Source organism: Nonomuraea sp. PA05 (genome assembly GCF_008086045.1).
GTDB lineage: Bacteria > Actinomycetota > Actinomycetes > Streptosporangiales > Streptosporangiaceae > Nonomuraea > Nonomuraea monospora.
The window spans coordinates 49,704-72,866 of record NZ_VSEY01000051.1 but is presented as its reverse complement, the minus strand read 5'-3'; the positions used below and the strand labels follow the sequence as shown (position 1 = coordinate 72,866).

Below are 23,163 nucleotides of genomic sequence, written 5' to 3'. Positions count from 1 at the left end.
ACTCGCGTTCCAGTTACTGGCCAGTAGCATGTGCGGTATGTCGGTAGATGTCGGTGACTTGCTGCTGGATACAGTTCCGTTTGCCCGGACTCTGGGGATCGTCTTCGAATCGGTGGCTGATGGGCGCGCGGTCTGTCGCGTACCGGACCGTCCGGAATTCAGGAACCACGTGTCGGGGCCGCACGCGGGGGTGCTCTTCACGCTCGCCGAGTCCGCGTCGGGGGCCGCTGTGCTGTCGGCGCTGGGGGATCAGCTCGAACGGGCCGTGCCGTTGCCCACCACGGCCACCATCGAGTACCGGAAGGTGGCGGTGGGGGACGTTCGGGCTGAGGCTCGTTTGACGGGGGTGCGGGAGGAGATCGTGGCGGCGTTGGACGCGGGGGAGCGGCCGGTGTTCGACGTGGGGGTGGAGATCACCAACGGGGATGGTGTCGTGGTGTCCGCGCTGACCGTCACGTGGACGCTGCGGCCTCATCGACCTGTGGGTTGAGGGACGCCGCCCCCGGCCCGGAGCGGCCCCGTCCGCAGCGCTCCGGCGGCGGGCGTCAGGGGCGGCGGGCCGGGGTCAGGAGGCGTCGTGCTGGACGGGCTCGCCGTGGGGCGGTGACGTGTCGTCGGTGTCGTCGTCTGTGGCGTCGTCATCTGTGGTGTCGTCGTCGTCGTAGTCGGGCCCGGGCGTGTCGTCGTCGGTGTCGTCGCTCCGAACTGCCGACTCGTCCTGGGCGCCCTCACGACGCGACCCCGACGGGTCGTCCGGGGTGCCCTCGCGGCTGGCGAGCAGACGGCGCAGCGACTCCAGCCGCGCGGGATCGGCCTTGCCCGCCGCCACCCACGCGTCCAGCGCGCAGTCCTCATCCAGGTGCACGCACCCCTTGGGACAGTCGACCGTGCCCTCGACCAGGTCGGGGAAGGCCGCCAGCACCGTCTCCACCGACACGTGCGCCAGGCCGAAGCTCCGCACGCCGGGCGTGTCGATGATCCAGCCGCCCTCCGGCAGCTCAAGGGCCACGGCCGAGGTGGAGGTGTGGCGGCCACGGCCGGTGACGGCGTTGACGTGCGAGACCGCGCGGTTGGCGTCGGGCACGAGGGCGTTGACGAGCGTCGACTTGCCGACGCCCGAATGCCCCACCAGGACGCTGATGCGGCCGGCCAGGTGGTCGCGCAGCTCGTCCAGCGAGCCGCCCTTGTGGACCACCACGTGCTGCACGCCCAGCGGCTCGTAGAGCGCCACCAGCTCGTCGGGCGGCGCGAGGTCGGACTTGGTGAGGCAGAGCAGGGTGTCGATCTCGGCGTCGAACGCCGCCACGAGGATCCGGTCGATCATGCGGGGGCGCGGCGGCGGGTCCGCCAGGGCGGTGACGATGACGAGCTGGTCGGCGTTGGCCACGACCGGGCGTTCGATGCCGTCGGTGTCGTCCGTGTCGTCGGCCGAGCGGCGCAGCATCGACGTGCGCGGCTCCACGCGTACGACCCTGGCCAGCGTGTCGGGGCGGCCGGAGACGTCTCCCACCAGAGCCACCCTGTCGCCCACGACGATGCCCTTACGGCCCAGCTCGCGCGCCTTCATGGCGACCACGAGCCGGCGTTGCGGCGGCTTGCGTTTCTGGGCCGACCCCTTCGGGCGTTCCGGCTCGACCAGCGTCGTGTAGCGGCCACGGTCGACCGCCACCACGAACCCTTCCACGGCGTCCTCGTGCGCAGGACGAATGCGGGTCCTGGGGCGGGAACCCTTGCCCGGCCTGACCCGTACGTCGTCCTCGTCGTATTCCCGCTTTCTCAGCGGTCCGCTCCCATGCGCTCGCTTCCCCTCTGTCCTTGTGGTGGTCGTGGTGATCGTGCTGCCTGCGTGTGGTGGTGACGGCTGTGCCGCGAGGCGGGCCTGTCGCGTCGGCTCGGCTCACCTGTGCCGCCGACGGGCGAGGGGCAGCCCGCGTGACTCCGCCGCACGGAGCTCGCGAAGGGACGGCACGTGCGGGCGGTGCTCACCGTATGAGTGTCTGTGTAGCCGGTGTGAATGCTGCGGACGCCACCCGGGCCTGGACGGGAGGCGGTGTCGTGCTGGTGGATCTGTCGGTCGCCATGCGGGCAGCGCGCTGTCACGTGCCGCCCTCCTCCGAAGTGCCCGACGTGCCCCGGGCGAAACCAGCCGCCGGGAGACGGTGCCGGGCGGCTGCCGTCGTGGTGGTCATCGGGCTCGCGGCACCACCGGTCAGCGGGGTCTGGGCCTCGCCGGTCATCGGGATTCCAGCATCGCCGTCCACATCGGGACGAACTCCGGCAGGGTCTTGGCGGTCGTCGCGATGTTCTCCACCAGCACCTGCGGCACCGCCAGGCCGATCACCGCGCCGGCCGTGGCCATGCGGTGGTCGTCGTAGCTGTGGAAGGTGCCGCCGTGCAGCGGGCGGGGGCGGATGATCAGGCCGTCGTCGGTCTCCTCCGCGTCGCCCCCGAGGCGGTTGATCTCGGTGGCGAGTGCGGCGAGGCGGTCGGTCTCGTGGCCGCGCAGGTGGGCGACGCCACGGATGCGGCTCGGGGTCGAGGCCAGCGCCGCCAGGGCGGCGATCGTCGGGGTCAGCTCGCCGACGTCGCGCAGGTCGGTGTCGATGCCGGAGATCCGGCCCGTGCCCGTGACCACCAGGTCGGTGGTGCCGGGCCCCGTCACGACGGAAACGCCGGGCTTCGCGGGACCGGCCTCGGACCCCGCCGAGCCGGGGGTGCGGGTGACCGTGGCGCCCATGGTGGTGAGCAGGTCGCGCAGGGCGTCGCCCGCCTGCGTGGTGTGCAGCGGCCAGGCGGGGATCGTGACCGTGCCGCCCGTCACCAGAGCCGCCGCCAGGAACGGGGCCGCGTTGGACAGGTCGGGCTCCACCGTCATGTCCCTGGCCGCGATCGGGCCGGGCTCCACCCGCCACACGTCGCGCTCGCCGGCATCGACCCGGACGCCCACCGCCCTGAGCATCTCCACGGTCATCTCGATGTGCGGCAGTGAGGGCACCGGCGGGCCCACGTGGCGGATCGTGATGCCCTTCTCGAAGCGCGCCGCCGCCAGCAGCAGGCCCGAGACGAACTGCGACGACCCGGACGCGTCGAGCGTGACCTCGCCGCCCGCCGGCGGCCCGCTGATCGTGAACGGCAGCGCGTCGTTGTCGATCCTGACCCCGAGCGAGCGCAGGGCGTCGAGGATGGGGCCCATGGGGCGCTTGCGGGCGTGCGGGTCGCCGTCGAAGGAGACGGGGCCGTCGGCCAGGGCGGCCACCGGGGGCACGAACCGCATCACCGTGCCGGCCAGGCCGACGTCCACGTGCGCGCCGCCGCGGATCGGGCCCGGGGTCACCTGCCAGTCGACGCCCGCCGAGGACTCCCGCATGGGCTCCAGCGTCGTGCCGAGGGCTCGCAGCGCCGCCACCATGAGGTCCGCGTCGCGGCTGCGCAGCGCCTGGCGCACGACACCGGGGCCGTCGGCGAGCGCGGCGAGGAGGAGCGCGCGGTTGGTCACCGATTTGGAGCCGGGCAGCGGGACGGTGGCGGTGACCGGGGTGGTCGCCGTCGGCGCGGGCCAGTGCGGAGCGGGCATGGTCAAAGACTACTGGCCGGGGCGGGGAAGGGGTCACAGGCTGTGGACGACGAGGCTGGCATGCGGGTGGGGCCGTCACGTGGCAGTGTGGGGTCATGTGCGGTAGATACGCCTCGGCGCGCAAGAAGCATGAGCTGCTCGAGGAGTTCCAGGTCGAGCAGGACGGCGAGCCCGACAAGGAGCTCGGGGCCGACTACAACGTCGCGCCCACCAAGAACGTCTACGCCGTGCTGAGCCGCGTGCCCAAGGAGGCCGAGCGGGGAGTGCGGCAGCTCAGGATCGTGAAGTGGGGCCTGGTGCCGCCGTGGGCCAAGGACCCGTCGATCGGCTCGCGGCTGATCAACGCCAGGGCCGAGACGCTGGCCGAGAAGCCGTCGTTCCGGCAGGCGTTCGCCAAGCGCAGGTGCCTGCTGCCGGCCGACGGCTACTTCGAGTGGATGCCCGTGGAGGGCGAAAAGAAGAAGAAGCAGCCGTACTTCATCCACCCGGCCGACGGCGGGGTGCTGGCGATGGCCGGCTTGTACGAGTTCTGGAAGGACCCGTCGCGCGACGACGACGATCCGCAGAAGTGGCTGGTGAGCTGCACCGTCATCACCACGAACGCGGAGGACCAGCTCGGCCGCATCCACGACAGGATGCCCATGATGATCGACCGCGATCACTGGTCGGAGTGGCTCGACCCCAAGCTCACCGACACCGAGCAGGCGGGGCGGTTGCTGGTGCCGGCGGAGCCGGGGCGGCTGACCGCGTACGCGGTGTCCACGGATGTCAACAACGTCCGGAACAATGGCCCGGACCTCATCAAACCTCTCCCCGAGGAGGAGGAAACCGCGCTTTTCTGAAGGTGTAAGAAGCACGGTTAGTGGGCATCCGGTGAGGAAAGCGATGCATCCGTTTACTCGATGTCACCGCCAGAAATGCCCCCTAAATGCACCGGGCGGGACATCCGGGGAGTCCTAGCCGCGGGTTGCCCTCATTCTCCCGGAGGTGCGGATTCGTGGACGTCACGACCGCTCGTGAGCGGCTGGAAGAAATGCTCGCGGAACTGGATCGTTCGATCGGGGTCCTCCAGGGCGACCCCGTCGCCGTGCGTGAGCACTCCGCGGCGGACGCCGGCTCTGACCTGACCGACGCCGACCGTGCCCAGGCCATGCTGACCGTGGCCACCTCCCAACGCCAGGCGATCATGGAGGCGATCAAGCGCATCGACGAAGGCGTGTACGGCAGGTGCGTCGACTGCGCCAGGCCGGTGCCGGAGGGGCGGTTGGAGGCCCGTCCGGAGGCCGCGCGCTGCGTGCAGTGCCAGGGCAAGCAGGAGCGCCGCCGCTGAAGACGTACCGGCCCGCGGCAGGACGCACGCCGCCGAACACGAAGAACGGCGGCGCGGTGACCACGGCGGGCCGTCCTAGGAGCACCTAGGAGGGACGGCGGGCGCTGGCGACCAGGTGGATGCCCACCGTGTCGTCGTCGTTGGGCTGGGCTTCGAGCTCGGTGCGCACCAGGTAGTTGAGCGCCCGCGCGTCGGAGCTCAGCACGTGGTCGACGGTCGACGGCGACAGCACGGTGCGCGGGCGCATCCACTCGACCTCCAGCCCCGCCCCGATCAGCAGCTCGCGCAACTGCCCGCTGCTGAAGCAGCGCGTGATGCTGCCGTCGGGCCAGGGCACGAGCATGACCTCGCCGGTCTGCCGCAGGTGCTGCCACTGCTCCTGCTCGGCCAGGATCGCCATGCCGAGCACCAGCGAGTCGACGCAGACGAGCGCCCGGCCGCCGGGCCGCAGCACCCTGGCCACGTCGCTCATGGCGGACTCGGCCATCAGCTCGATCGACATGACGCGTTCCTCCGCGAGCACCGCGTCGACGCTCGCGTCGGGGAGGAAGGCCAGATCGTCGGCGCGTACGTGGCGGACCCTGTCGGCGTCGCGCAGCCGGGACAGCCCGTCGGGGGTCCGGCGGAAGTCGAGCACCTCGATCACCCGGTGCCCCAGTCTGGCGGCCTGGCCGGACCACTTGCCGCGGCCGCCGGAGAGATCGAGGATCACGGAGGGTTCGCCGGGGAGCCATCGGTTGAGTTGTTCGGCGGCGACGGCGCGGTAGAAGGTCCAGTACGGCCCGAGCGTCCCTGAGCCGTTCAGTTCCTCGGCCGGAATGGGCAGCACACGCGACTCCTGGGTTCCGGAAAAAGGGCTACCAGCCGGTACGTATGACGTTCCCCGCACCGGGTCCTTCGTACCTTCTATCTTGCGGGAACAGACAAGGGCGCGGGCGTGTTGCGACGAGCATGCTCACATTGGTAGAACCCCAGCCCGCTGACCGGGTGGTCGCGGGCCAGCGGGTATCCTCCCCTGAGTACGGTGTTCCGCCACAGCCGGCCACCGGTGATCTTAGGGGGGTGGGTCCGGTGCCCGCGACAGGCGCGGAGACGCTGGAGCAGCGAAGCGAGCGATTCGAGCGCGACGTCATGCCGTATCTCGAGCAGCTCTACTCCGCCGCGCTCCGGATGACCCGAAATCCCGCGGACGCGGAGGACCTGCTTCAGGAGACCTTCGCCAAGGCGTTCGCGTCGTTCCACCAGTTCCAGCAGGGCACGAACCTCAAGGCGTGGCTCTACCGCATCCTGACCAACACCTTCATCAACAGCTACCGCAAGAAGCAGCGGGAGCCGAAGCAGTCGGGCACCGAGGAGATCGAGGACTGGCAGCTCGCGCGCGCCGAGTCGCACACCTCAAGCGGGTTGAAGTCCGCCGAGGTGGAGGCGCTGGAGCACCTGCCCGACGGTGACATCAAGCAGGCGCTGGCCGCTCTGCCCGAGGAGTTCAGGATCGCCGTCTACCTGGCTGACGTCGAAGGCTTTCCTTACAAGGAGATCGCCGACATCATGGGCACTCCGATCGGCACCGTTATGTCGAGGCTGCACAGAGGACGCAGGCAGCTCCGGGGCCTCCTTGAGGACTATGCTCGCGAGCGTGGCCTGGTCCCGGCGGAGGGATCGAAATGAGCTGTGGCAACCCGCACGACACCGACTGTCGCGAGGTCCTCGACAAGGTGTACACCTACCTCGACGGTGAGCTGACCGAGGGAGACGTCGCGGAGATCCGCGTGCACCTCGACGAGTGCAGCCCGTGCCTGAAGGAGTACGACCTCGACAAGGCGATCAAGGCTCTGGTGCACAAGCACTGCGGTTGTGACCCGGTCCCGGCGGACCTGCGTTCGAAGGTGCTGGCGCGGATCGCGCAGGTGAGGTCCGAGCTGGCGGACTAGGATCTCCTCCATGCGCGTTCTGGTCACCGGGGGTGCCGGCTTCATCGGTTCGAATCTCGTCGATCGCCTCCTGGCCGACGGGCACGAGGTGCACGTCGTGGACGATCTGTCGTCCGGCTCGCGTGACAACCTGCTGGAGGCCGCGCGCAGCGACCGGTTCCGGCTGCACGAGCTGGACATCAGGGATCCGGCGCTGGTCGGGCTGATGGCCGCGCTGCAGCCGGAGGTCGTCTGCCACCTGGCGGCCCAGATCAGCGTCCGCAAGAGCGTGACCGACCCGGCGCACGACGCCAGGCTGAACGTCGAGGGCACGGCGGCCGTGCTGAACGCCGCGCACGAGGGGCGCACACGCAAGGTGGTGTTCGCCTCCTCGGTGGCCGTCTACGGCCGGCCCGCGACGATCCCGGTGCCCGGCGACGCGGCCACCGACCCGCGCTCGCCGTACGCCGCCTCCAAGCTCAGCGGCGAGATCTACCTCGCCACCTTCCGCGCGCTGTACGGCATCGAGTACACCACGCTGGTCCTGTCGAACGTGTACGGCCCGCGCCAGTCGCCCGAGGGCGAGGCGGGCGTGGTGGCCATCTTCACCGACGCCCTGCTCGCGGGCACGCCCACGGTCCTGTACGGCGACGGCACCCAGACCCGCGACTACGTCTACGTCGGCGACGTGGTGGACGGCTTCGTCAGGGCGTGCGGGTCCGACGGCAACGGCCGCCGTTTCAATCTCGGCACCGGCATCCAGACGGCCGACCGGCGGCTGCACTCGCTGATCGCCGACGCGGCCGGCGCGCAGGACAAGCCCGGCTTCGCGCCGCCGCGCCTGGGCGACCTGCCGGCGATGGCGGTCGATCCGGTGCCCGCGCACGAGGGTCTCGGCTGGCAGCCGCGCACCGACCTGTCGACCGGGGTGAAGAAGACCGTCGAGTGGGCCGCCGGCCGTCGCGCCACGTAGTGGCTTGATTACGCTTTGCTTGCGATTTCCGACTCCGCCCTTGCGGCCACCGCATGTTCTGTAGCGTAGGTCCACAAGTCGACGTGGAGGCATGTGGATGTCCAAGGTTACGGTCGCCCGGCTGCTCACGGCCATCGTGCTGATCACCCCGGTGATCATGATGATCGGTGGAGCGGTTCCTCCTGGGGTGTCCTGGACCTGACCGCCGTGGGGGGCCGCAATGCGTGAACTGCCGTGGCCCGCAAGGGTCTATCTGGTCGCCGTGATCGCCGCGGCGGCCGCTCTCGTCGTACGCGGCGTGGTCGTCTCCGGTGCGCCCGTGGCCACCGACGACCTCGACATCCTCCTGGTGCTCGCCCTGCTGTTCCTGGTGTGCGAGTCGATGCCGACGCTGCTGAACGTGGAGCAGTTCGCGGTGTCGGTGAGCTTCTCCGCCTCGCTCGCCGCCGTGGTGCTGCTCGGCCCCGAGGGCGCGGCGCTGGTCGGCATGACCGCCGTGCTCAGCGTGCGGCCGGGGCTGCCGCTGATCAAACGGCTCTTCAACGGCGCGCAGTTCGCCATCTGCGGCTTCGTGGCCGGGCAGGTCTACCGGGCGCTGCAGGGCCAGGTGGGCGTGCCGGAGGTGAACGCCTTCGACGACCTGATCGGCCCGTACGCCGCCGCCACGGCCGTCTTCGTGCCGCTCAACATCGCGCTCACGCTCACCATGGTCGGGCTGGCCACCCAGGTGCGGGCCACCGAGGTGCCGATGCGCGGCATGGCGCAGTTCCTGCTGTCCTATCTGGGTTACGGGACGTTCGGGCTGCTGGTGGCGGGCCTGTGGGCCACGGTGGCGTCGATCTCGGCGGTGCTGGTGCTGCTGCCGCTGTTCGTGGCGCGGTGGGCGTTCGGGCAGTACCACGCGCAGCAGCGCTCGTACGACGCCACGATCGCCGCCCTCTGCCAGGCCGTGGAGACGAAGGACTACTACACCAGGGGCCACTGCACGCGCGTCTCGCACGCCTCCTCCATGATCGCCCAGGAGGTCGGCATGGGCCTGGAGCGCGTGCGCGCCATCCGCTACGCGGGCATGCTGCACGACGTCGGCAAGCTCGGCGTGCCCACCAAGGTCCTGCAGAAGGACGGGCCGCTGACCGAGGAGGAGTTCGCCGCCATCCAGCTCCACCCGATGCGCGGGCTGGAGATCGTGCGGGGCATCGGCTTCCTGGACGAGGCGTACGCCGGGATCATGCACCACCACGAGAAGCACGACGGCACCGGCTACCCGATGGGGCTGGCGGGCGACGAGATCCCCGAGTTCGCCAAGGTGATCGCGGTGGCCGACGCGTTCGACTCGATGACCTCCGACCGTTCCTACCGCGGCGCCCGGCCCGTCCCCGAGGCCGTGGAGGAGCTGCGCAAGAGCGCGGGCACGCACTTCGACCCGGTGATGGTGGCGGCCTTCATCCGCGCGCTGGAGCGCGAGCCGTGGCAGCCGCCGCGCCGGGTCGACCAGCCGCCGCCCGACGCCGCGGAGGCGACGATCAAGGACCACGACGACCCGACTATGCCCATCCAGGTCGTGACCGGGTCATGATCACCACAGAGCGCGTCAGGCGCGCCTCGGGCCGCTCGCTCAACACGGTCCTGCGCCGCCTCGACTCAGGCCAGCTCCTGCTCATCTGCGCGGCGGGCCTGGTCGCGCTGGCGGGCGTGGCGCACACGGCGGCGGTCGGGCTGGAGCGGCCGGAGATCGCGGTCGGGTTCGGCGCGCTGATCGCGGTCGGCGAGCTGGCCAGGCTCACCATGCCGGGCAACAGGGAGGTCGCGCCGATCGGCGCCGCCGCCGCGCTCGGCTACACGCTGCTGCTCGACCTCAGCCAGACCCCGCTGGAGCACTCGGCGCTGCAGGTCGTGGCCGTGATCGCGGTGGGCATGACGGCGGGGGCGCTCCCGCACCTGGCGGTGGGCCGCCCGCCGCGCCTCGACGCGATGGCCAGGCGGCTGCTCACCGGCGCGCTGCTGGCCTTCGCCTTCCGGCCGCTGGCGACCCCGCTGTACGAGATGACGAAGCCGCCGACCAGCACGTGGTGGCCGGCGCTGGTGGTGATGGTCACCCTCATAGGGATCACCCTGCTGATCGACGTGCTGGTCGCCGCGCTGCTGCGCGCCGAGCAGGTGCGCACGGCGTTCAGGGTGGCCGTGCGCGACGAGATCAACATGGCCTTCCCGCTGGGCGCCGCCGTGGCCTCGTCGGGCGTGCTGCTCGCCCTGGCCACGCACAGCATGGACCTGGTGGCGCTGCTGGTGTTCGCGGCGCCGCTGCTGGTCACGCAGGTGGCCTTCCGCAAGTACGCCGGCATCAGGGCCACCTACCTGCAGACCGTCCGCGCGCTGTCGCGGGTCACCGAGGTGGGCGGCTACGTCGAGCCGGGGCACTCACGCCGGGTGAGCCGCCTGGCCGTGGCGATCGGCAGGGAGCTGGGCATGGCCGAGCCCGAGCTGCTGGAGCTGGAGTACGCCGCGCTGATGCACGACATCGGCCAGCTCTCGCTGCGCGACCCGATCCCCGGCGGCGCGACCGTGCTGACCGACCCCGAGCAGGCCCGTCGCATCGCCGAGCTGGGCGCGGAGGTGATCAGGCAGACGGGCGTGCTCGACCGGGTGGCCGAGGTGGTCAGCAGGCAGTGCGACCCGATCACCGACGACCCGCCGCTGTCGAGCCGCATCATCAAGGTCGCCAACGCCTACGACGACCTGGTGGGCCCCTCGACCGACCGCGACCGCGGCGGGGCCGCGCTGGAGCGCATCCGGCTGTCGTCGGGCAGCGCGTACGATCCTCATGCGGTCGAGGCGCTGGGCCGGGTGATCGACCGCGGCCGCGTGTGAAACGAGGGGAGTCCCGGTGGCTGAGGTGCTTGCCGAGATGGTGGCCGGTGTCAGGAAGGTGGTCGTCCAGGCGGGCGACACCGTCTCCGAAGGCGACACGCTGGTCATCCTGGAGTCCATGAAGATGGAGATCCCCGTGCTCTGCGAGGAGAGCGGCGTGGTGGCGCGGGTCGGGGTCGCCGAGGGCGACACCGTCCAGGAGGGCGACCTGATCGCCGTCATCGAGTAGCGCGGGCGAGGAACTTGGCGCGATCGACCACGACGCGCTCGATGGTGCCCTTGCCGACCACGGTGTGCTTGTCGTGCGCCTCGAACGCGAAGACCAGCCGCCGCCCGTCCACCTCGGTCAGCTCCACGCCGACCTGGACGTGGGCGCCGAGCGGGCTGGCGGCCAGGTGTTCGAGCTCGACCCGGGTGCCGACGGAGGTCTCGCCGGGCGCGAGGTGCCGCTCGACGGCGCGTACGGTCGCCGCCTCCGCCAGCGCGAGCAACCGGGGCGTGGCCAGCACGGGCACGTCGCCGCTGCCGATCCGCTTCGCGGTGTCCTCCATCTCGACCATGATGAGCAGTTGGGCACGGAGACCAGGCGTGAGCGTCATGTCACGAGCCTCTCATGAGGCCGCTGAGTTACCGGAAACGCGGACAAGTGAGGTCGTAAGGCCCCAGGATAGGCTTTGTACGGCTTGAGGCATTTGAGTGGCATGTGGGTCAGGTGAGTCGTACACTCTCTGAGTTCCGTGACCACTGTGTTACCTCACCGCGACAAAACTTCGCTTTGTTGGAGGTCCGCGGGGTGGGCGAGGTAAGAGGGTTACGGAAGTAGGGGGTAGCGGGGGAATCATGGTGGCCCAAGGGACGACACTGGCGGGGCGGTATCGGCTGGATACCCGCATCGGTGCCGGTGGCATGGGCGAGGTGTGGCGAGGCGAGGACGTCGTGCTCGCGCGCACCGTCGCCGTCAAAGTGCTGCTCCCAGGCCGCATGGAGGACCCCGGGTTCGTCGCACGCTTCCAGGGGGAAGCGCGGGCGATGGCCACGATCAACCACTCCGGCGTGGTGGACGTCTACGACTACGGCGTCAGCGGCGACACCGTCTACCTGGTGATGAAGTTCGTCGACGGCGAGCCGCTCGACCGCCTGCTGGCCAGGCTGGGGCGCATCCCGCCGCAGGCGGCCATGGAGCTCATCGCGCAGGCCGCCTCGGCCCTTCAGGCCGTGCACGACCAGGGCATCGTGCACCGCGACGTCAAGCCGGGCAACCTGCTCGTGCAGCGCGACGGCACACTCGTCCTCACCGACTTCGGCATCGCCCGCTCCGACATCGCCAGCCGGCTCACCGACGCCGGCATGGTGCTCGGCACCGCCGCCTACTGCGCCCCCGAGCAGGCCGAGGGCGCCCCCGTGACGCCCGCCGTGGACATCTACGCGCTCGGCGTGGTCGCCTACGAGTGCCTGGTCGGCCAGCGGCCCTTCGACGGCGACAGCGCGGTCACGATCGCGCTCAAGCACATCCGCGAGGCCCCGCCGCCGCTGCCCCAGGACATCCCCCAGCCGGTGCGCACGCTGGTCGAGATCGCCCTGTCGAAGGACCCGGCCAGGCGCTACCCCAGCGCACGCGCGATGAGCGAGGCAGCCAGGGCCATCGCCAGCGGCCAGACGCCCGCCGTCCCCGAGCTGGCCACCGGCTCCACCATGGCCCAGGCGCCGCAGCAGCAGGCATCGCAGCAGTACCAGCAGGCCCCGCAACAGCAGCAGCAGTACCCGCAGACGGGCCAGCAGTACGCCCAGACCGGCCAGCAGTACCAGCAGACGGGTCAGTTCCAGCAGCCCGGCCAGCACGACCCGAACCCGTACCAGACGGGCGCCAGGATGGCGCACGAGGACACGGCGGTCTCCGACCGGCGCGGCGGGAGCCGCCGCGCGGCCAAGGCACCGCGCAGGACAGGGCTGATCGCGGGCATCGCGGCGGCGGTCGTGCTCGGCGCGGGCGCCACCGCGGTCGCGCTGACGGGCATGCCCCTCGGCTCACCGGAGCCGACGACCACCATGACCAACGCCGCCGATCCGGAGACCACCAAGCCGCCCAGGCCCACCACGTCGAAGCCCGAGGAGCCCGAGCCGACGAGGGAGACGACCAGGCCCCCCACCGTCAGGACGTCGAGGCCGCCCACCCAGGCTCCCGAGGAGACCGAGGAGCCGACGAAGACGCCGTCGAGCACGCCCTCCTCCACCCCGTCGGTCTCGAAGTCGCCCACCCCCACCGTGTCCACCAACAAGGTGCTGATGCCGAACGTGATCGGCAAGCGCTACCCGGACGCGGTGAGCATGGTGGAGGCGGCCGGCCTGCTGTCCAACCCTGAGGACCAGACCACCACCACCGACGGCATGCGCTGCGGCAGGGTCAAGGCGACCACGCCGGGCGCGGGCAAGCCGGTGACCAAGGGCACCACCGTCACGCTGGTCGTCGTCGACAGCGTCTGCCCCGAGGACGCCTCGCCCACGCCCACCCCGACGCCGACCCCCACGCCGAAGAAGTCGTAGGGGCCGCCGCTCACACCCCTGTCGTGTTGCGGGGGTAGGCGATCTGCGGGTCGGTGGCGATGTTGACCAGGTACGGCACGCCCGAGTCGAACGCCCTGCGCAGCGCGGGCCCGATCTCCGACGGCTTGGTCACCAGCTCGCCGCCCCCGCCGAGCGCGGTCACGACCTGGTCGTAGCGGCACTGCGGCTGCAGCTCCGCCGCCACGTCGTAGCCGTACAGCATCTGCATGGGGTGCTTCTCCAGGCCCCACATGCCGTTGTTGCCGCAGACCATCACGACCGGCAGGTTGTGGCGGACGAGGGTGTCCACGTCCATCAGCGAGAAGCCCGCGGCGCCGTCGCCGAGCAGCAGCACCACCTGCGAGGACGGCCTGGCCAGGCGGGCGGCGATGGAGTAGCCCAGGCCGGTGCCCAGGCAGCCGTACGGGCCCGGGTCGAGCCAGTTGCCCGGCTGCTTCGGCTCGACGTACTTGCCGGCGTAGGAGACGAAGTCGCCGCCGTCGCCGATCACCACGGCGTCGTCGTCGAGGACCCTGTTCAGCTCGCCGTAGACGCGCATGGGGTGGATCGGGTCGGACTCCGAGGACAGCAGCTCGGCGTCCCCCGCGATGGCCGCCGCGGCGGCCTCCGACAGCTTCGACACCCACGACGCGTACGCGTCGGGCTTGACCCCGGCGTCGCCGCAGGCCGTGCCGAGGCTCCAGAACACCACGGACAGGTCGCCCGCGGCGGACGCGGCCGGCTGCATGTGGGTGGCGAGCTGCGAGGGCGCGTCGGCGATGTGCACGACCTTGGCCAGCGGCGCGCCGTCCTTGCCGCCGAACCAGCCGTAGCCGAGGCGGAAGTCGAGCGGCGTGCCCACCACGATCACCAGGTCGGCCTGGGCGAAGGCGAGGCCGCGGGCCCGGGTGGCGAGCAGCTCGTGGCCGGAGGGCAGGATGCCGCGGCCCTGGCCGTTGGGGATGACCGGCAGCCGCCACGTCTCGGCGAAGTCGCGGGCGGCCTCCTCGGCGCGGTCCATCCACACGTCGGAGCCGTACACCAGGACCGGCCGCTCCGCCTCGGCCAGCAGCCGCGCGATGCCCGCCAGGTCGTCGGCGTCGGGCTCCAGCGGCGACGGCGACTGCGTGCTCACCTCGTGCAGCGGTGAGGGGGCGAACAGGTGGTCCATGTAGAAGTCGAGGAACACAGGGCCGCGGTGGGGCGCGACCGCCGTGCGGAAGGCGACCTCGACGTCCTGGCCGACGGAGTCGGCGCCGGACGCGGTGAACGCGAGCTTGGTGATCGGGTCGAGCAGCGGCGGGTGGTCCATCTCCTGGAGGGCGCCGCTGCCCCAGCGGGACTGCGGGGCCCGGCCGCCCAGCACGACCACGGGGGAGCCGTTGAAGTGGGCGGTCGCGACGCCGCTGACGCCGTTGGTGATGCCGGGGCCGGCGGTCAGCACGGCCAGGCCCGGTTTCCTGGTCAGCCTGGCGGTCGCCTCGGCGGCGAAGACCGCGCTCTGCTCGTGGCGTACGTCGAGGATGCGCATGCCCTCGTGCACCGCGCCGTCGTAGAGCGGGAAGACGTGCCCTCCCGACAGGGTGAACATGGTCTCGACACCATAGGCCTTGGACACGGCGACGGCGGCGTCACCGGCGTGCTTCGCAGACTCCATGCCGGGAACTTACCAACCAGTCACAGAGGTAAACAGTCCTTCATCGGCAACACACGGTGACGACGCCGTCGGGGGCCTTTGCGGTGATCTTTCTTGACGCGTTTCCCGCCCTCCTGACGCCGATGGTGGTGTTGGCGCCGTCGGCGGTGACGTCGTACAGGCTCGGCGGCACCGACAGGTTGACGTCGCCCGAGGTGCGCACGACCGCCTTGACGTCGGACGGCGCGCTCTGGAAGTCCAGCCGCACGTCGCCCGAGCCGACCTCCACGTCGGCACGGTCGCTGCGCAGGCGATCGCCGTCCACCTGGCCCGTGCCGGTCCGCACCCACAGGTCGCCGGACAGGGCGCTGACGCGGACGTTGCCGGACACGGTGGTCAGGCGCAGGTCGCCGAACAGCTCGCCCGCCGAGAGCTCGCCGCCTGAGGTGCGGGCTTCGAGCACGGTCTCGGGCGGCACGGTCACGATGTAGTCGGCCTTGCAGAGCGGGCCCCTGGGCTGGTCGGAGCCGGGACACACCGCGTCGAGCCGCAGCGTGGCCGAGGCGGCGTCCCAGTCCTCGGTGATCGTGGGGCGGTCGCGCGACCAGCGCAGCGCCCGCTGGATGAGCAGCTCACCGGCCTGGCCCGGCAGGACGGTCAGGCTCACCTGGCCCTTGCCCGCCTGGATACGCACCTGAGCGCCGTCGAAGGGGATGGATCTCATGGTGACGTCCGTGGGGGTCCTGGCCCTGGCGAAGCCGTACCAGAGGCCCACCGTGGCGATGGTGAGCGCGACCACGGTGGCCACGGCGCCGGCGGTCAGCCAGAGGGCCCTCATGGCGAGCTCCGGATCTTGAGGAACTGCAGGACGGCGAGCACCCGCCGGTGGTCGCCCTCGGCGGGCGGCAGGTCGAGCTTGGTGAAGATGTTGCCGATGTGCTTGCCCACGGCGCCCTCGCTGAGCACCAGGGACTGCCCGATGCCCGCGTTGGAGCGGCCCTCGGCCATCAGCCTGAGCACCTCGTGCTCGCGCGGTGTGAGCCGTTCCAGGGGGTCGCTGTTGCCGCGCAGCAGGAGCTGGGCGACGACCTCCGGGTCGAGGGCGGTGCCGCCGGAGGCCACCCTGCGCAGCGCGTCGATGAACTCGGTCACGTCCGCCACCCGGTCCTTGAGCAGGTAGCCGACACCGCCGGCCGAGGCGGAGGCGAGGAGCTGGGCGGCGTAGCGCTCCTCGACGTACTGCGACAGCACCAGCACGGCCAGGCCCGGCTGCTGGCGGCGCAGCACGAGCGCGGCCCGCAGCCCCTCGTCGGTGTGCGTGGGCGGCATCCTGACGTCGGTGACGACCAGTTCCGGTTTGTGCTCCTCGGCGGCCCGCAGCAGGCCCTCCGCCTCGTCCACGGCCGCCACCACCTCCATGCCCGCGGCGGCCAGGAGCCGGATCAGGCCCTCCCTCAGCAGCACGGAATCCTCTGCGAGCACTACTCGCACGGCAGCTCCACCTCGATCGTCGTCGGTCCGCCCAGCGGGCTGGACAGCCGTAGCGTCCCGTCCACGGAGTCGATGCGCTGGGCCAGGCCGCGCAGCCCTGTTCCGCCGTCCATCCTGGCACCGCCGCACCCGTCGTCGTGGACGAGCACGTGCAGGCGGTCACGCTCGCGCCGCACGCTCACCTCGGCCCTGGTGGCCGCCGCGTGCTTGGCGATGTTGGTCAGCGCCTCCGACACGGTGAAGAACGCCACCGCCTCGATGGTCGGCGTGGTGCGCCGCTCGATGTCGACGCGCAGCTTGACGGGGAAGGGCGCGCGGGCCGCCACGCCCGACAGCGCCGCGTCCAGGCCCTGGTCGTTGAGCACGGCCGGATGCAGGCCGCGAACGAAGTCGCGCAGCTCCTTGAGCGCCTGCTTGGCCTCCTCGTGGGCCTGCTCGATGGCCTCGCGGGCCGGCTCCGGCAGGTCGGTCAGCGTGGCCCTGGCCAGGCCCAGGTTCATGGCCAGGGAGACGAGCCGCTGCTGGGCGCCGTCGTGCAGGTCGCGCTCGATCCTGCGGCGCTCGGCGTCGGCCGCGTCGATCACGCCGGCGCGGCTCTCCGTCAGCGTCTCGATGCGCTGGCCCAGCTCCGTACGGCTGGGCCCGAGCAGCGTACGGGCCACCGACAGGTCGAACGAGGCCATGCCGCGAGCCAGCAGGGGCGCGAGCAGCAGCAGGCCCACCCCCACCACCGTGAAGACCACCACGACCCGGTCGTCCCGCAGGTCGAACATGAACTCCAGCGGCGGGTCCTGGACCCTCGGCGGCAGGAACGACATCAGCCCCACCACCGCCCCGCCCCACGCGAGCGCCACCAGCGCGGCGCCGGCCACCCCCACCACCGGCGACAGCAGGTGGTAGCCGATCTGCCGCCACGTCATCGCGTCGCGCCAGCCGGCGGGGGAGGGCACGGGCGGGATGCGCACGCCCTGGAAGGCGAGCAACCGCGAGCGCTGCACCCTGGTGAACCACGGCAGGGCCCGCCACAGCAGCGGCGGCACCACGGCCAGCAGCAGCGTGAGCCCGCCGAGCAGCACGGCGACCGGGAACCCGATCATCACGTGGGCCGTGTCCAGCCAGGCCCGCGCCGACCAGGGACGGGGGACTTTCATGCCCCAACGGTATTGACCGGTGGCGAGGACGCGAAATGGGTCTGGTGTGCCGGTGCGTGGTGGGGTTAGCCCCACCCTTGCCTGACGGCCGGGGTCAGCCCCAGCCTTGTTTGAACGCGGCGGGGTCGAACGCGCCGCCCAGCGTGACGCCCAGCCCCGCGCGCGCCGCCTCGGCGAACTCCCGGCGCCCGCGCAGGCCGCCCATCCCCTCGGGCAGCACTCCAGCCAGCGGCCTGGCCGCCAGCATCTCCAGATCCGGTACGCCGCGGCGCTCGGCGGGCCCCGGCGCGGCCGGCCAGCGTCCGATGACGATCCCGGCCAGGTCGAGGCCGTGGTGGGCGAGCGACTCAAGGGTGAGCGCGGTGTGGTTGACGGTGTCGCGGCCGGGCCGCACCACCACGAGGACCTGGGCGCGCAGGGCGCGGGCGAGGTCGGCGAGGGTGCCGCCCTCCTCGTCGTAGCGGTCGAGCAGCCCGCCGGTGCCGTCCACGACGACGAGCCTGTTGCTCTCGGCCAGCTCCCGCACCAGCCCGGCGGCCGTGGACAGCGACACGGGCGGCGCTCCCGCCGCCCTGGCCGCCGCGGCGGGCGGCAGCGGGCCGGGGAAGCGGGCCAGCTCGAACGTGGTGGTGACGCCCGACAGCCGGATGACCTCGTCCACGTCGCCCGGCTCGCCGTCGGCCAGGCCGGTCTGCGCGGGCTTGACCACCGCCGCCGCGGACCCGCGGCCCAGCGCCAGCGCGCTCACCGCCGCCGTCACGACCGTCTTGCCCACGCCGGTGCCTGTGCCCGTGACGACGAGGACGCTCATGGGCGGCGCAGGCGGGTGACGAACTTGTACCGGTCGCCCCGGTAGAGCGACTGCGCCCACTCGACGGGGTTGCCGTCGGCGTCGAAGGCGTGCCGGGTGAGCAGGAGCATCGGCAGGCCGACGTCCACGCCGAGTGCCTTGGCGTCGTAGGGGGTGGCCAGGACGGTCTCGATGATCTCTTCGGCGTCGGTCAGCCGGACGTTGTAGGCGTTGTGCAGCGTCTCGTACAGGGACGCGTGCACCTCCAGCTCGCGCCGCAGGCGGGGGAAGCGGCGCGCGGACAGGTGGGTGGTGTCTATCGAGACCGGCTCGCCGTTGGCGAGCCTGAGGCGGTGGATGCGCAGCACGCGGCCGCCCGGGTTGATGGCCAGGCGCCGCGCGAGCGCCTCGTCCGCGGTGATGTAGCCGATCTCCAGTATCTTGGTGTCCGGCTCCAGGCCCGCCGTGCGCAGATCCCCGATGTAGGAGGTGAGCTGCAGCACCTGGGCGACCTTGGGCTGCGCCACGAACGTGCCCTTGCCCTGGATGCGCAGCAGCCGTCCCTCGACGACCAGTTCGGTCAGCGCCTGCCTGACGGTGGTGCGGGAGGTCTCGAACCGCACGGCCAGCGTGCGTTCAGGAGGCAGGGCCGTGCCCGGGGGGAGCGTCTTGGTGAGCTCGAGCAGGGCCCGTTTGACGTCGTAGTACTTCGGAACGCGGGGGCTGTCGTCTGTCACGCTCTCACCTTCACTTCTGCCACGGCGGTGAGGGCGTGTCTGATCACCGCGAGATCATCGGAACTCACTTCGGCCCGAGCGGTCAACCACGGGCAGGAGCGGCCCACGGGCTCCGGGCGCGTACGGGTGTGAGCACACGCGGATCCGGGCAGCTCAGGTTGATTGTGAAGGATATCCACAGCGGCGCGCGCGATCGTAACCGAGGCCGGTTCACGCGCCGTGTCGCGGGAGAACCACCTGCCCGTGTGGATCACCTCCGGCTCGACGTGCACCGCCCCATCCTGGGATCCGGCTGTTTCGGCCATGTGACGGTTCTCACAATATGAGATTGACCCTCCACCGTATGGTGTTATGCCCCCGCTGGCGGGAACTCTGCCTGCTCGTCCGCTATCTGCTCAACCCTGCTCGCTCCCACCGGGAGTCGGTTTGGTTGTTGCGGGGGAAAGCACGCATGATGCACTCGTGCCGACTCTCAGCGACCTCGTAGCCCGCCACACAGCGCTCGACGAGGCGGACCTCGACTGGCTGCACTCGCTCGTCTCCGACTGGCAGCTGCTGGCCGACCTGTCGTTCGCCGACCTCATCCTGTGGGCGCCGCTGCTGGGGGAGAGCGGCTGGATCGCGATCGCCCAGATGCGCCCGACGACCGGCCCCACCGTCTACCACGACGACATCGTCGGCACCGTGGCGGCCAAGGGCGAGCGCAACCTCATCGACACGGCCTGGAACGAGCGCCGCATCTGCCGCGAGGGCGACCCCGACTGGTCCACCGGCGTGCCCGTGCGCGAGGAGACCATCCCCGTGCGCCGGGCGGTCGAGGGCGGCGAGGGCCGCTTCCTGGCGGTCATCCAGCGCTCCACGAACCTGTCCTCGGCGCGCACGCCGTCCCGCCTGGAGCTGACCTACCTGCAGAGCGCCTCCGACCTGGCGCAGATGGTGGCGGAGGGGCGCTTCCCGTTCTCCGGCGAGGAGCCGATCCTGGTGCGCTCGCCGCGCGTCGGCGACGGCCTGCTGCGGCTCGACAGGGCCGGGCGCGTGACGTACGCGTCCCCGAACGCGCTGTCCGCCTACCGCCGGCTCGGCCTGCACGCCGACCTGGTCGGCGCCGAGCTGGGCCGGGTCACCGCGACGCTGTGCTACTCGGACGAGCCGATCAACGAAGACCTGATGATCGTGGCCAGCGGGCGCGCGGCGAAGGAGACCGAGGTCGAGTCGGGCGGCACGATCGTGCAGCTCAGGGCCATCCCGCTGATCGTCGGCGGCGGCCGCATCGGCGCGCTGGTGCTCATCAGGGACGTCACGGAGCTGCGGCGGCGCGAGCGCGAGCTGATGACGAAGGACGCCACGATCCGCGAGATCCACCACCGGGTCAAGAACAACCTGCAGACCGTGGCCGCACTGCTGCGGCTCCAGGCCAGACGGCTGCAGGTGCCCGAGGGGCGGGAGGCGCTGGAGGAGGCGGTGCGCAGGGTCGGATCGATCGCGATCGTGCACGAGACGCTGTCGCACGCGCCGGAGGAGTTCGTCGACTTCGACGAGATCGCCGATCGGGTCATCGCGATGGCGGGCGAGGTGTCGTCGCCGGAGGTGGCCGTCACGCCGCGCCGCGCGGGGGCGTTCGGGGTGCTGCCCTCGCTCATCGCCACACCGCTGGCCATGGCGCTGACCGAGCTGTTGCAGAACGCGCTGCAACACGGCCGGCCCAAGCGGCTGCAGGTGGTGGTCGAGTCGGCGCACGAGCGGCTCAACGTGACCGTCTGGGACGACGGGCGTGGCCTGCCCAGCGGCTTCGACCTCGACAGCTCCACCAGTCTGGGGCTGCAGATCGTGCGTACGCTGGTCGAGGGGGAGTTGTCCGGGCGGCTCACCATCGAGCCGCGCCTGGAAGGCGGCACGGAGGTCGTGCTGTCGATCCCGCTCCCGGCCGGCTAGGTGTCCCGCTCAGCCAGGTCGTCAGTGCTTGCTGAACGACGGCGCCGCTGCTGCGTCGCGGGCCGTCTTCCGTGCGGGAATCGTCAGGCGGTGGCGCGGGCGCGGGCCCGGGCGGAGCGGCGCTTGAGCGCGCGGCGCTCGTCCTCGCTCAGCCCGCCCCAGACGCCGGCGTCCTGGCCGGACTCCAGCGCCCACTTCAGACAGGCCTCGACGGCCGAGCAGGAACGACAGACCTGCTTGGCCTCCTCGATCTGCATGAGTGCCGGGCCGGTGTTGCCGATCGGGAAGAACAGCTCGGGGTCCACGTCACGGCAGGCAGCTCGGTGGCGCCAGTCCATGCGTCCACTCCTTAGTAGATGGAGCCTCTGGTCGGCTCCGTGCGGCTACTACTTTGTGAAGAGTTTCACTAACTCGCGCGAACAATTACCCGGATCCTGTGAGGACCGGGGTCGCCCGCTGATCATCGGAGGACCCTGGGGTGTTTAAAGGTCCTACGTTCCGACGTCATGAATGAGCCTGTCAGCCACGCAGAGTGCACGCAAGGGGGTTGGCGGGAAGTTTTGGTGGTTATGGATGTCGGATGCGTCACACAATGACCGAATGTAACCGGCTAGACCAGAACTTGTAACGCGTTCGGTGTAGACCGGAATGTTACGGTTTCGCGTTCTCCCAGGTAGTCGCCGTCCAGCTGGAAGGCCACGGGGCGGTCGGCGGTGAGCGTGATCTCGGCCTCGTCGTGCATCTGGACGAGGTGCCGGCCGGACGGAAGGATGTCACTCTCCGTGAGGATGTGCCTGATCACTTTCGCCAGCGTCATCGGCCCCATGCGCCGCATCCCGAGGAGATCGAGGCCCGTCTCGAAGCTCGCCCACGGGGTGGGGCGGACCGGCTTGCTGCCCACGTACGTCCATGGTGAGGTGTTGGAGACGATCGCCATGAACACCCCTCCGGCGGACGGGATGCCGGGGCCGGTCACGGTCATCGCGGGATGGCGCTTGTCCGTGGCCAGATAGTGCCTCAGAGCCGTGTTCACATACCGTGCAGGGGTAGCCTTACGCCCGGTGCCCCGCAGGCCCTCCACGGCCCGTACAACCTCTGCGTCGTAGCCCATCCCCGAGCAGAAGGTGAAGTAGCGGCTCTGCCCCTCCCAAAGGGCCTGGCCCAAACCCACGGTCCTGCGCCGGTCCTCCCTGAGCGCCTCCAGCACCTGGCCGGTGGACTCCGTGGGGTCGTTCGGCAGGCCCAGCGCGCGGGCGAAGACGTTCGCGCTGCCGCCAGGGATGACGATCAGGCCGGGGCGGCCGGCGCTCGGGTCGTCGCCGTACGCGGGGTCCTCGCCGTTGACCGGGTTCAGCAGGCCGTTGACGGTCTCGTTGATCGTTCCATCGCCGCCGAGCACCGCGACCACGTCGTAGCCCTTGGACCGCGCGGTGGCCGCCAGGGAGGCGGCGTGACCGCGGTAGCGGGTCTCCTCGACGGAGAGGTCGACCGCCGCGCCGAGTGCGCGGATGAGCACGTCCCGGGTGCGGGCGTTCGTGGTCGTGGCCTTGGGGTTGACCAGCAGCATTGCGCGCATGACGCCAGCGTAGCCGGTGGCCTTGTCCGACTTATCGGCCGAACGTCCTATTTTCCGCCCCGTCCTGCCCGAGAGGTAAGGTACGGACGTGAACGGTCGCCCGCTTACCCTGCTGATCGCCGCCGGGGTCGTCGCCCTCGAAGGGCTGGTCGCGCTCGGACTCGGCGTCTACGTCGCGGTGGAGACCCTCACCGGGGCGCCTGACGACATCACCACCGCCCTCGCGGAAGCGGTCTTCGGCCTGCTCATCGGGGCCGGTCTGCTGTGGGTGGCGTACGGCGGGCTGTTCAGGACCGAGCGGTGGGGGCGGTCGCCGGCCGTGCTGACCCAGATCTTCCTCGTGCCCATCGGCGGCACGCTCATCACCTCGGGGCTGCCGCAGCTCGGGATCCCGCTGATCGTCGTGGCCCTGGCGGGGCTCGTGACGCTGCTGTCCCCGCCCACCACGCGGGCGCTCTACGGCGACGACCAGGCGACGGACGCTCCACGCCGTTAAACCCGTCCTCGTTCGTCCACGCGTCAGGCCCGTGTTCGCGCTGGCCCGTGTTCGCGCTGGCCCGTGTTCGCGCTGGCCCGTGTTCGCGCTGGCCCGTGTTCGCGCTGGCCCGTGTTCGCGCGCCGGCCCGGGAGGGGTGGCGACGCGCGGAAGCCCGG

General features: G+C 71.2%; 23 protein-coding genes and 1 pseudogene. 12 read left to right on the top strand and 12 right to left on the bottom strand.

Annotated elements, in window-relative coordinates:
* The first annotated feature begins 28 nt into the window (after positions 1-28).
* Complete coding sequence (locus FXF51_RS51375) at positions 29-490, top strand: DUF4442 domain-containing protein (protein ID WP_222871838.1); 462 nt, start codon at positions 29-31, stop codon at positions 488-490.
* A 258-nt stretch (positions 491-748) separates the two neighbouring features.
* Here the strand turns inward: FXF51_RS51375 and rsgA are convergent.
* Together rsgA and aroA are read right to left on the bottom strand one after the other, a co-directional pair.
* Positions 749-1,780, bottom strand: a pseudogene (gene rsgA, locus FXF51_RS51370) (ribosome small subunit-dependent GTPase A); the annotation flags it as partial.
* 453 nt (positions 1,781-2,233) lie between these two features.
* Positions 2,234-3,574, bottom strand: a complete 1,341-nt coding sequence (gene aroA / locus FXF51_RS51365) for a 3-phosphoshikimate 1-carboxyvinyltransferase (protein ID WP_148442151.1) — start codon at positions 3,572-3,574, stop codon at positions 2,234-2,236.
* A 95-nt stretch (positions 3,575-3,669) separates the two neighbouring features.
* Between aroA and FXF51_RS51360 the strand changes: the two genes are divergently transcribed.
* The gene (locus FXF51_RS51360; protein WP_148442150.1) at positions 3,670-4,416 is read left to right on the top strand and encodes an SOS response-associated peptidase; all 747 of its coding nucleotides are present in this window, start codon (positions 3,670-3,672) and stop codon (positions 4,414-4,416) included.
* A 155-nt stretch (positions 4,417-4,571) separates the two neighbouring features.
* Positions 4,572-4,904 carry a TraR/DksA family transcriptional regulator gene (locus tag FXF51_RS51355; protein ID WP_148442149.1) on the top strand — a complete coding sequence of 111 codons (333 nt, stop codon included), beginning with the start codon at positions 4,572-4,574 and terminating at the stop codon, positions 4,902-4,904.
* An 85-nt stretch (positions 4,905-4,989) separates the two neighbouring features.
* Here the strand turns inward: FXF51_RS51355 and FXF51_RS51350 are convergent, their stop codons facing one another.
* Positions 4,990-5,733: a class I SAM-dependent methyltransferase gene (locus tag FXF51_RS51350; protein WP_148442148.1), complete on the bottom strand. Its 744-nt coding sequence runs from the start codon at positions 5,731-5,733 to the stop codon at positions 4,990-4,992.
* 233 nt (positions 5,734-5,966) lie between these two features.
* Here FXF51_RS51350 and FXF51_RS51345 point away from each other — a divergent pair, with 233 nt between their 5' ends.
* From FXF51_RS51345 to FXF51_RS51320, 6 genes are all read left to right on the top strand, one after another.
* A complete protein-coding gene (locus FXF51_RS51345) occupies positions 5,967-6,572 on the top strand; it encodes a sigma-70 family RNA polymerase sigma factor (RefSeq protein ID WP_043624264.1) in 606 nt (201 codons plus the stop codon).
* Positions 6,569-6,835, top strand: a complete 267-nt coding sequence (rsrA, locus tag FXF51_RS51340; protein WP_148442147.1) for a mycothiol system anti-sigma-R factor — start codon at positions 6,569-6,571, stop codon at positions 6,833-6,835. Before FXF51_RS51345 ends, rsrA begins: the two co-directional genes overlap by 4 nt.
* A gap of 10 nt (positions 6,836-6,845) precedes the next feature.
* Positions 6,846-7,787 (top strand): NAD-dependent epimerase/dehydratase family protein, encoded by a 942-nt coding sequence (locus tag FXF51_RS51335; RefSeq protein ID WP_148442146.1) that lies wholly within the window; start codon positions 6,846-6,848, stop codon positions 7,785-7,787.
* A 220-nt stretch (positions 7,788-8,007) separates the two neighbouring features.
* Positions 8,008-9,363 carry an HD-GYP domain-containing protein gene (locus tag FXF51_RS51330; RefSeq protein ID WP_148442145.1) on the top strand — a complete coding sequence of 452 codons (1,356 nt, stop codon included), beginning with the start codon at positions 8,008-8,010 and terminating at the stop codon, positions 9,361-9,363.
* A complete protein-coding gene (locus tag FXF51_RS51325) occupies positions 9,360-10,655 on the top strand; it encodes an HD-GYP domain-containing protein (protein WP_148442144.1) in 1,296 nt (431 codons plus the stop codon). Before FXF51_RS51330 ends, FXF51_RS51325 begins: the two co-directional genes overlap by 4 nt.
* Positions 10,656-10,671: 16 nt before the next feature.
* Positions 10,672-10,884: a biotin/lipoyl-binding carrier protein gene (locus FXF51_RS51320; RefSeq protein ID WP_148442143.1), complete on the top strand. Its 213-nt coding sequence runs from the start codon at positions 10,672-10,674 to the stop codon at positions 10,882-10,884.
* Here the strand turns inward: FXF51_RS51320 and FXF51_RS51315 are convergent.
* Positions 10,874-11,254: a thioesterase family protein gene (locus FXF51_RS51315; RefSeq protein WP_187415025.1), complete on the bottom strand. Its 381-nt coding sequence runs from the start codon at positions 11,252-11,254 to the stop codon at positions 10,874-10,876. The two genes, FXF51_RS51320 and FXF51_RS51315, sit on opposite strands and share 11 nt — an antisense overlap.
* A gap of 241 nt (positions 11,255-11,495) precedes the next feature.
* Between FXF51_RS51315 and FXF51_RS51310 the strand changes: the two genes are divergently transcribed.
* On the top strand, positions 11,496-13,196 hold the full coding sequence (locus FXF51_RS51310; protein ID WP_148442142.1) for a serine/threonine-protein kinase: 1,701 nt from the start codon (positions 11,496-11,498) through the stop codon (positions 13,194-13,196).
* A gap of 10 nt (positions 13,197-13,206) precedes the next feature.
* Here the strand turns inward: FXF51_RS51310 and FXF51_RS51305 are convergent, their stop codons facing one another.
* The 6 genes from FXF51_RS51305 to FXF51_RS51280 all read right to left on the bottom strand — a co-directional run bounded on the left by FXF51_RS51305 (position 13,207) and on the right by FXF51_RS51280 (position 19,001).
* The gene (locus FXF51_RS51305) at positions 13,207-14,853 is read right to left on the bottom strand and encodes an acetolactate synthase (RefSeq protein ID WP_148442141.1); all 1,647 of its coding nucleotides are present in this window, start codon (positions 14,851-14,853) and stop codon (positions 13,207-13,209) included.
* A 40-nt stretch (positions 14,854-14,893) separates the two neighbouring features.
* The gene (locus FXF51_RS51300) at positions 14,894-15,670 is read right to left on the bottom strand and encodes a DUF4097 family beta strand repeat-containing protein (protein ID WP_148442140.1); all 777 of its coding nucleotides are present in this window, start codon (positions 15,668-15,670) and stop codon (positions 14,894-14,896) included.
* Positions 15,667-16,323 (bottom strand): response regulator transcription factor, encoded by a 657-nt coding sequence (locus FXF51_RS51295; RefSeq protein WP_148442139.1) that lies wholly within the window; start codon positions 16,321-16,323, stop codon positions 15,667-15,669. The genes FXF51_RS51300 and FXF51_RS51295 overlap by 4 nt, the downstream gene beginning before the upstream one ends.
* The gene (locus tag FXF51_RS51290; RefSeq protein WP_148442138.1) at positions 16,314-17,474 is read right to left on the bottom strand and encodes a sensor histidine kinase; all 1,161 of its coding nucleotides are present in this window, start codon (positions 17,472-17,474) and stop codon (positions 16,314-16,316) included. Before FXF51_RS51290 ends, FXF51_RS51295 begins: the two co-directional genes overlap by 10 nt.
* A 94-nt stretch (positions 17,475-17,568) precedes the next feature.
* A complete protein-coding gene (gene bioD, locus FXF51_RS51285; RefSeq protein WP_148442137.1) occupies positions 17,569-18,285 on the bottom strand; it encodes a dethiobiotin synthase in 717 nt (238 codons plus the stop codon).
* Positions 18,282-19,001: a GntR family transcriptional regulator gene (locus FXF51_RS51280; RefSeq protein ID WP_148442136.1), complete on the bottom strand. Its 720-nt coding sequence runs from the start codon at positions 18,999-19,001 to the stop codon at positions 18,282-18,284. The genes bioD and FXF51_RS51280 overlap by 4 nt, the downstream gene beginning before the upstream one ends.
* A gap of 462 nt (positions 19,002-19,463) precedes the next feature.
* Between FXF51_RS51280 and FXF51_RS51275 the strand changes: the two genes are divergently transcribed.
* Positions 19,464-20,933: a PAS domain-containing sensor histidine kinase gene (locus FXF51_RS51275; RefSeq protein ID WP_148442135.1), complete on the top strand. Its 1,470-nt coding sequence runs from the start codon at positions 19,464-19,466 to the stop codon at positions 20,931-20,933.
* An 83-nt stretch (positions 20,934-21,016) separates the two neighbouring features.
* Here FXF51_RS51275 and FXF51_RS51270 read toward each other — a convergent pair whose 3' ends face one another.
* On the bottom strand, positions 21,017-21,271 hold the full coding sequence (locus FXF51_RS51270; RefSeq protein WP_148442134.1) for a WhiB family transcriptional regulator: 255 nt from the start codon (positions 21,269-21,271) through the stop codon (positions 21,017-21,019).
* A 272-nt stretch (positions 21,272-21,543) separates the two neighbouring features.
* Positions 21,544-22,509, bottom strand: a complete 966-nt coding sequence (locus FXF51_RS51265; protein WP_148442133.1) for a diacylglycerol/lipid kinase family protein — start codon at positions 22,507-22,509, stop codon at positions 21,544-21,546.
* Between the two features lie 88 nt (positions 22,510-22,597).
* Between FXF51_RS51265 and FXF51_RS51260 the strand changes: the two genes are divergently transcribed.
* Positions 22,598-23,005, top strand: coding sequence for a hypothetical protein (locus FXF51_RS51260; RefSeq protein WP_148442132.1), 408 nt, complete (start codon positions 22,598-22,600; stop codon positions 23,003-23,005).
* The last annotated feature ends 158 nt before the right edge of the window (positions 23,006-23,163 follow it).

Excerpts from the sequence above, each read along its gene's own strand:
- FXF51_RS51375 (WP_222871838.1), top strand. The coding sequence starts at position 29 with ATGTGCGGTATGTCGGTAGATGTCGGTGACTTGCTGCTGGATACAGTT.
- FXF51_RS51310 (WP_148442142.1), top strand. The coding sequence starts at position 11,496 with ATGGTGGCCCAAGGGACGACACTGGCGGGGCGGTATCGGCTGGATACC.
- bioD (WP_148442137.1), bottom strand. The coding sequence starts at position 18,285 with ATGAGCGTCCTCGTCGTCACGGGCACAGGCACCGGCGTGGGCAAGACG.
- FXF51_RS51270 (WP_148442134.1), bottom strand. The coding sequence starts at position 21,271 with ATGGACTGGCGCCACCGAGCTGCCTGCCGTGACGTGGACCCCGAGCTG.
- FXF51_RS51305 (WP_148442141.1), bottom strand. The coding sequence starts at position 14,853 with ATGGAGTCTGCGAAGCACGCCGGTGACGCCGCCGTCGCCGTGTCCAAG.
- FXF51_RS51330 (WP_148442145.1), top strand. The coding sequence starts at position 8,008 with ATGCGTGAACTGCCGTGGCCCGCAAGGGTCTATCTGGTCGCCGTGATC.
- FXF51_RS51265 (WP_148442133.1), bottom strand. The coding sequence starts at position 22,509 with ATGCGCGCAATGCTGCTGGTCAACCCCAAGGCCACGACCACGAACGCC.
- FXF51_RS51325 (WP_148442144.1), top strand. The coding sequence starts at position 9,360 with ATGATCACCACAGAGCGCGTCAGGCGCGCCTCGGGCCGCTCGCTCAAC.
- rsrA (WP_148442147.1), top strand. The coding sequence starts at position 6,569 with ATGAGCTGTGGCAACCCGCACGACACCGACTGTCGCGAGGTCCTCGAC.
- FXF51_RS51315 (WP_187415025.1), bottom strand. The coding sequence starts at position 11,254 with ATGACGCTCACGCCTGGTCTCCGTGCCCAACTGCTCATCATGGTCGAG.
- FXF51_RS51290 (WP_148442138.1), bottom strand. The coding sequence starts at position 17,474 with ATGAAAGTCCCCCGTCCCTGGTCGGCGCGGGCCTGGCTGGACACGGCC.
- aroA (WP_148442151.1), bottom strand. The coding sequence starts at position 3,574 with ATGCCCGCTCCGCACTGGCCCGCGCCGACGGCGACCACCCCGGTCACC.
- FXF51_RS51335 (WP_148442146.1), top strand. The coding sequence starts at position 6,846 with ATGCGCGTTCTGGTCACCGGGGGTGCCGGCTTCATCGGTTCGAATCTC.
- FXF51_RS51300 (WP_148442140.1), bottom strand. The coding sequence starts at position 15,670 with ATGAGGGCCCTCTGGCTGACCGCCGGCGCCGTGGCCACCGTGGTCGCG.
- FXF51_RS51360 (WP_148442150.1), top strand. The coding sequence starts at position 3,670 with ATGTGCGGTAGATACGCCTCGGCGCGCAAGAAGCATGAGCTGCTCGAG.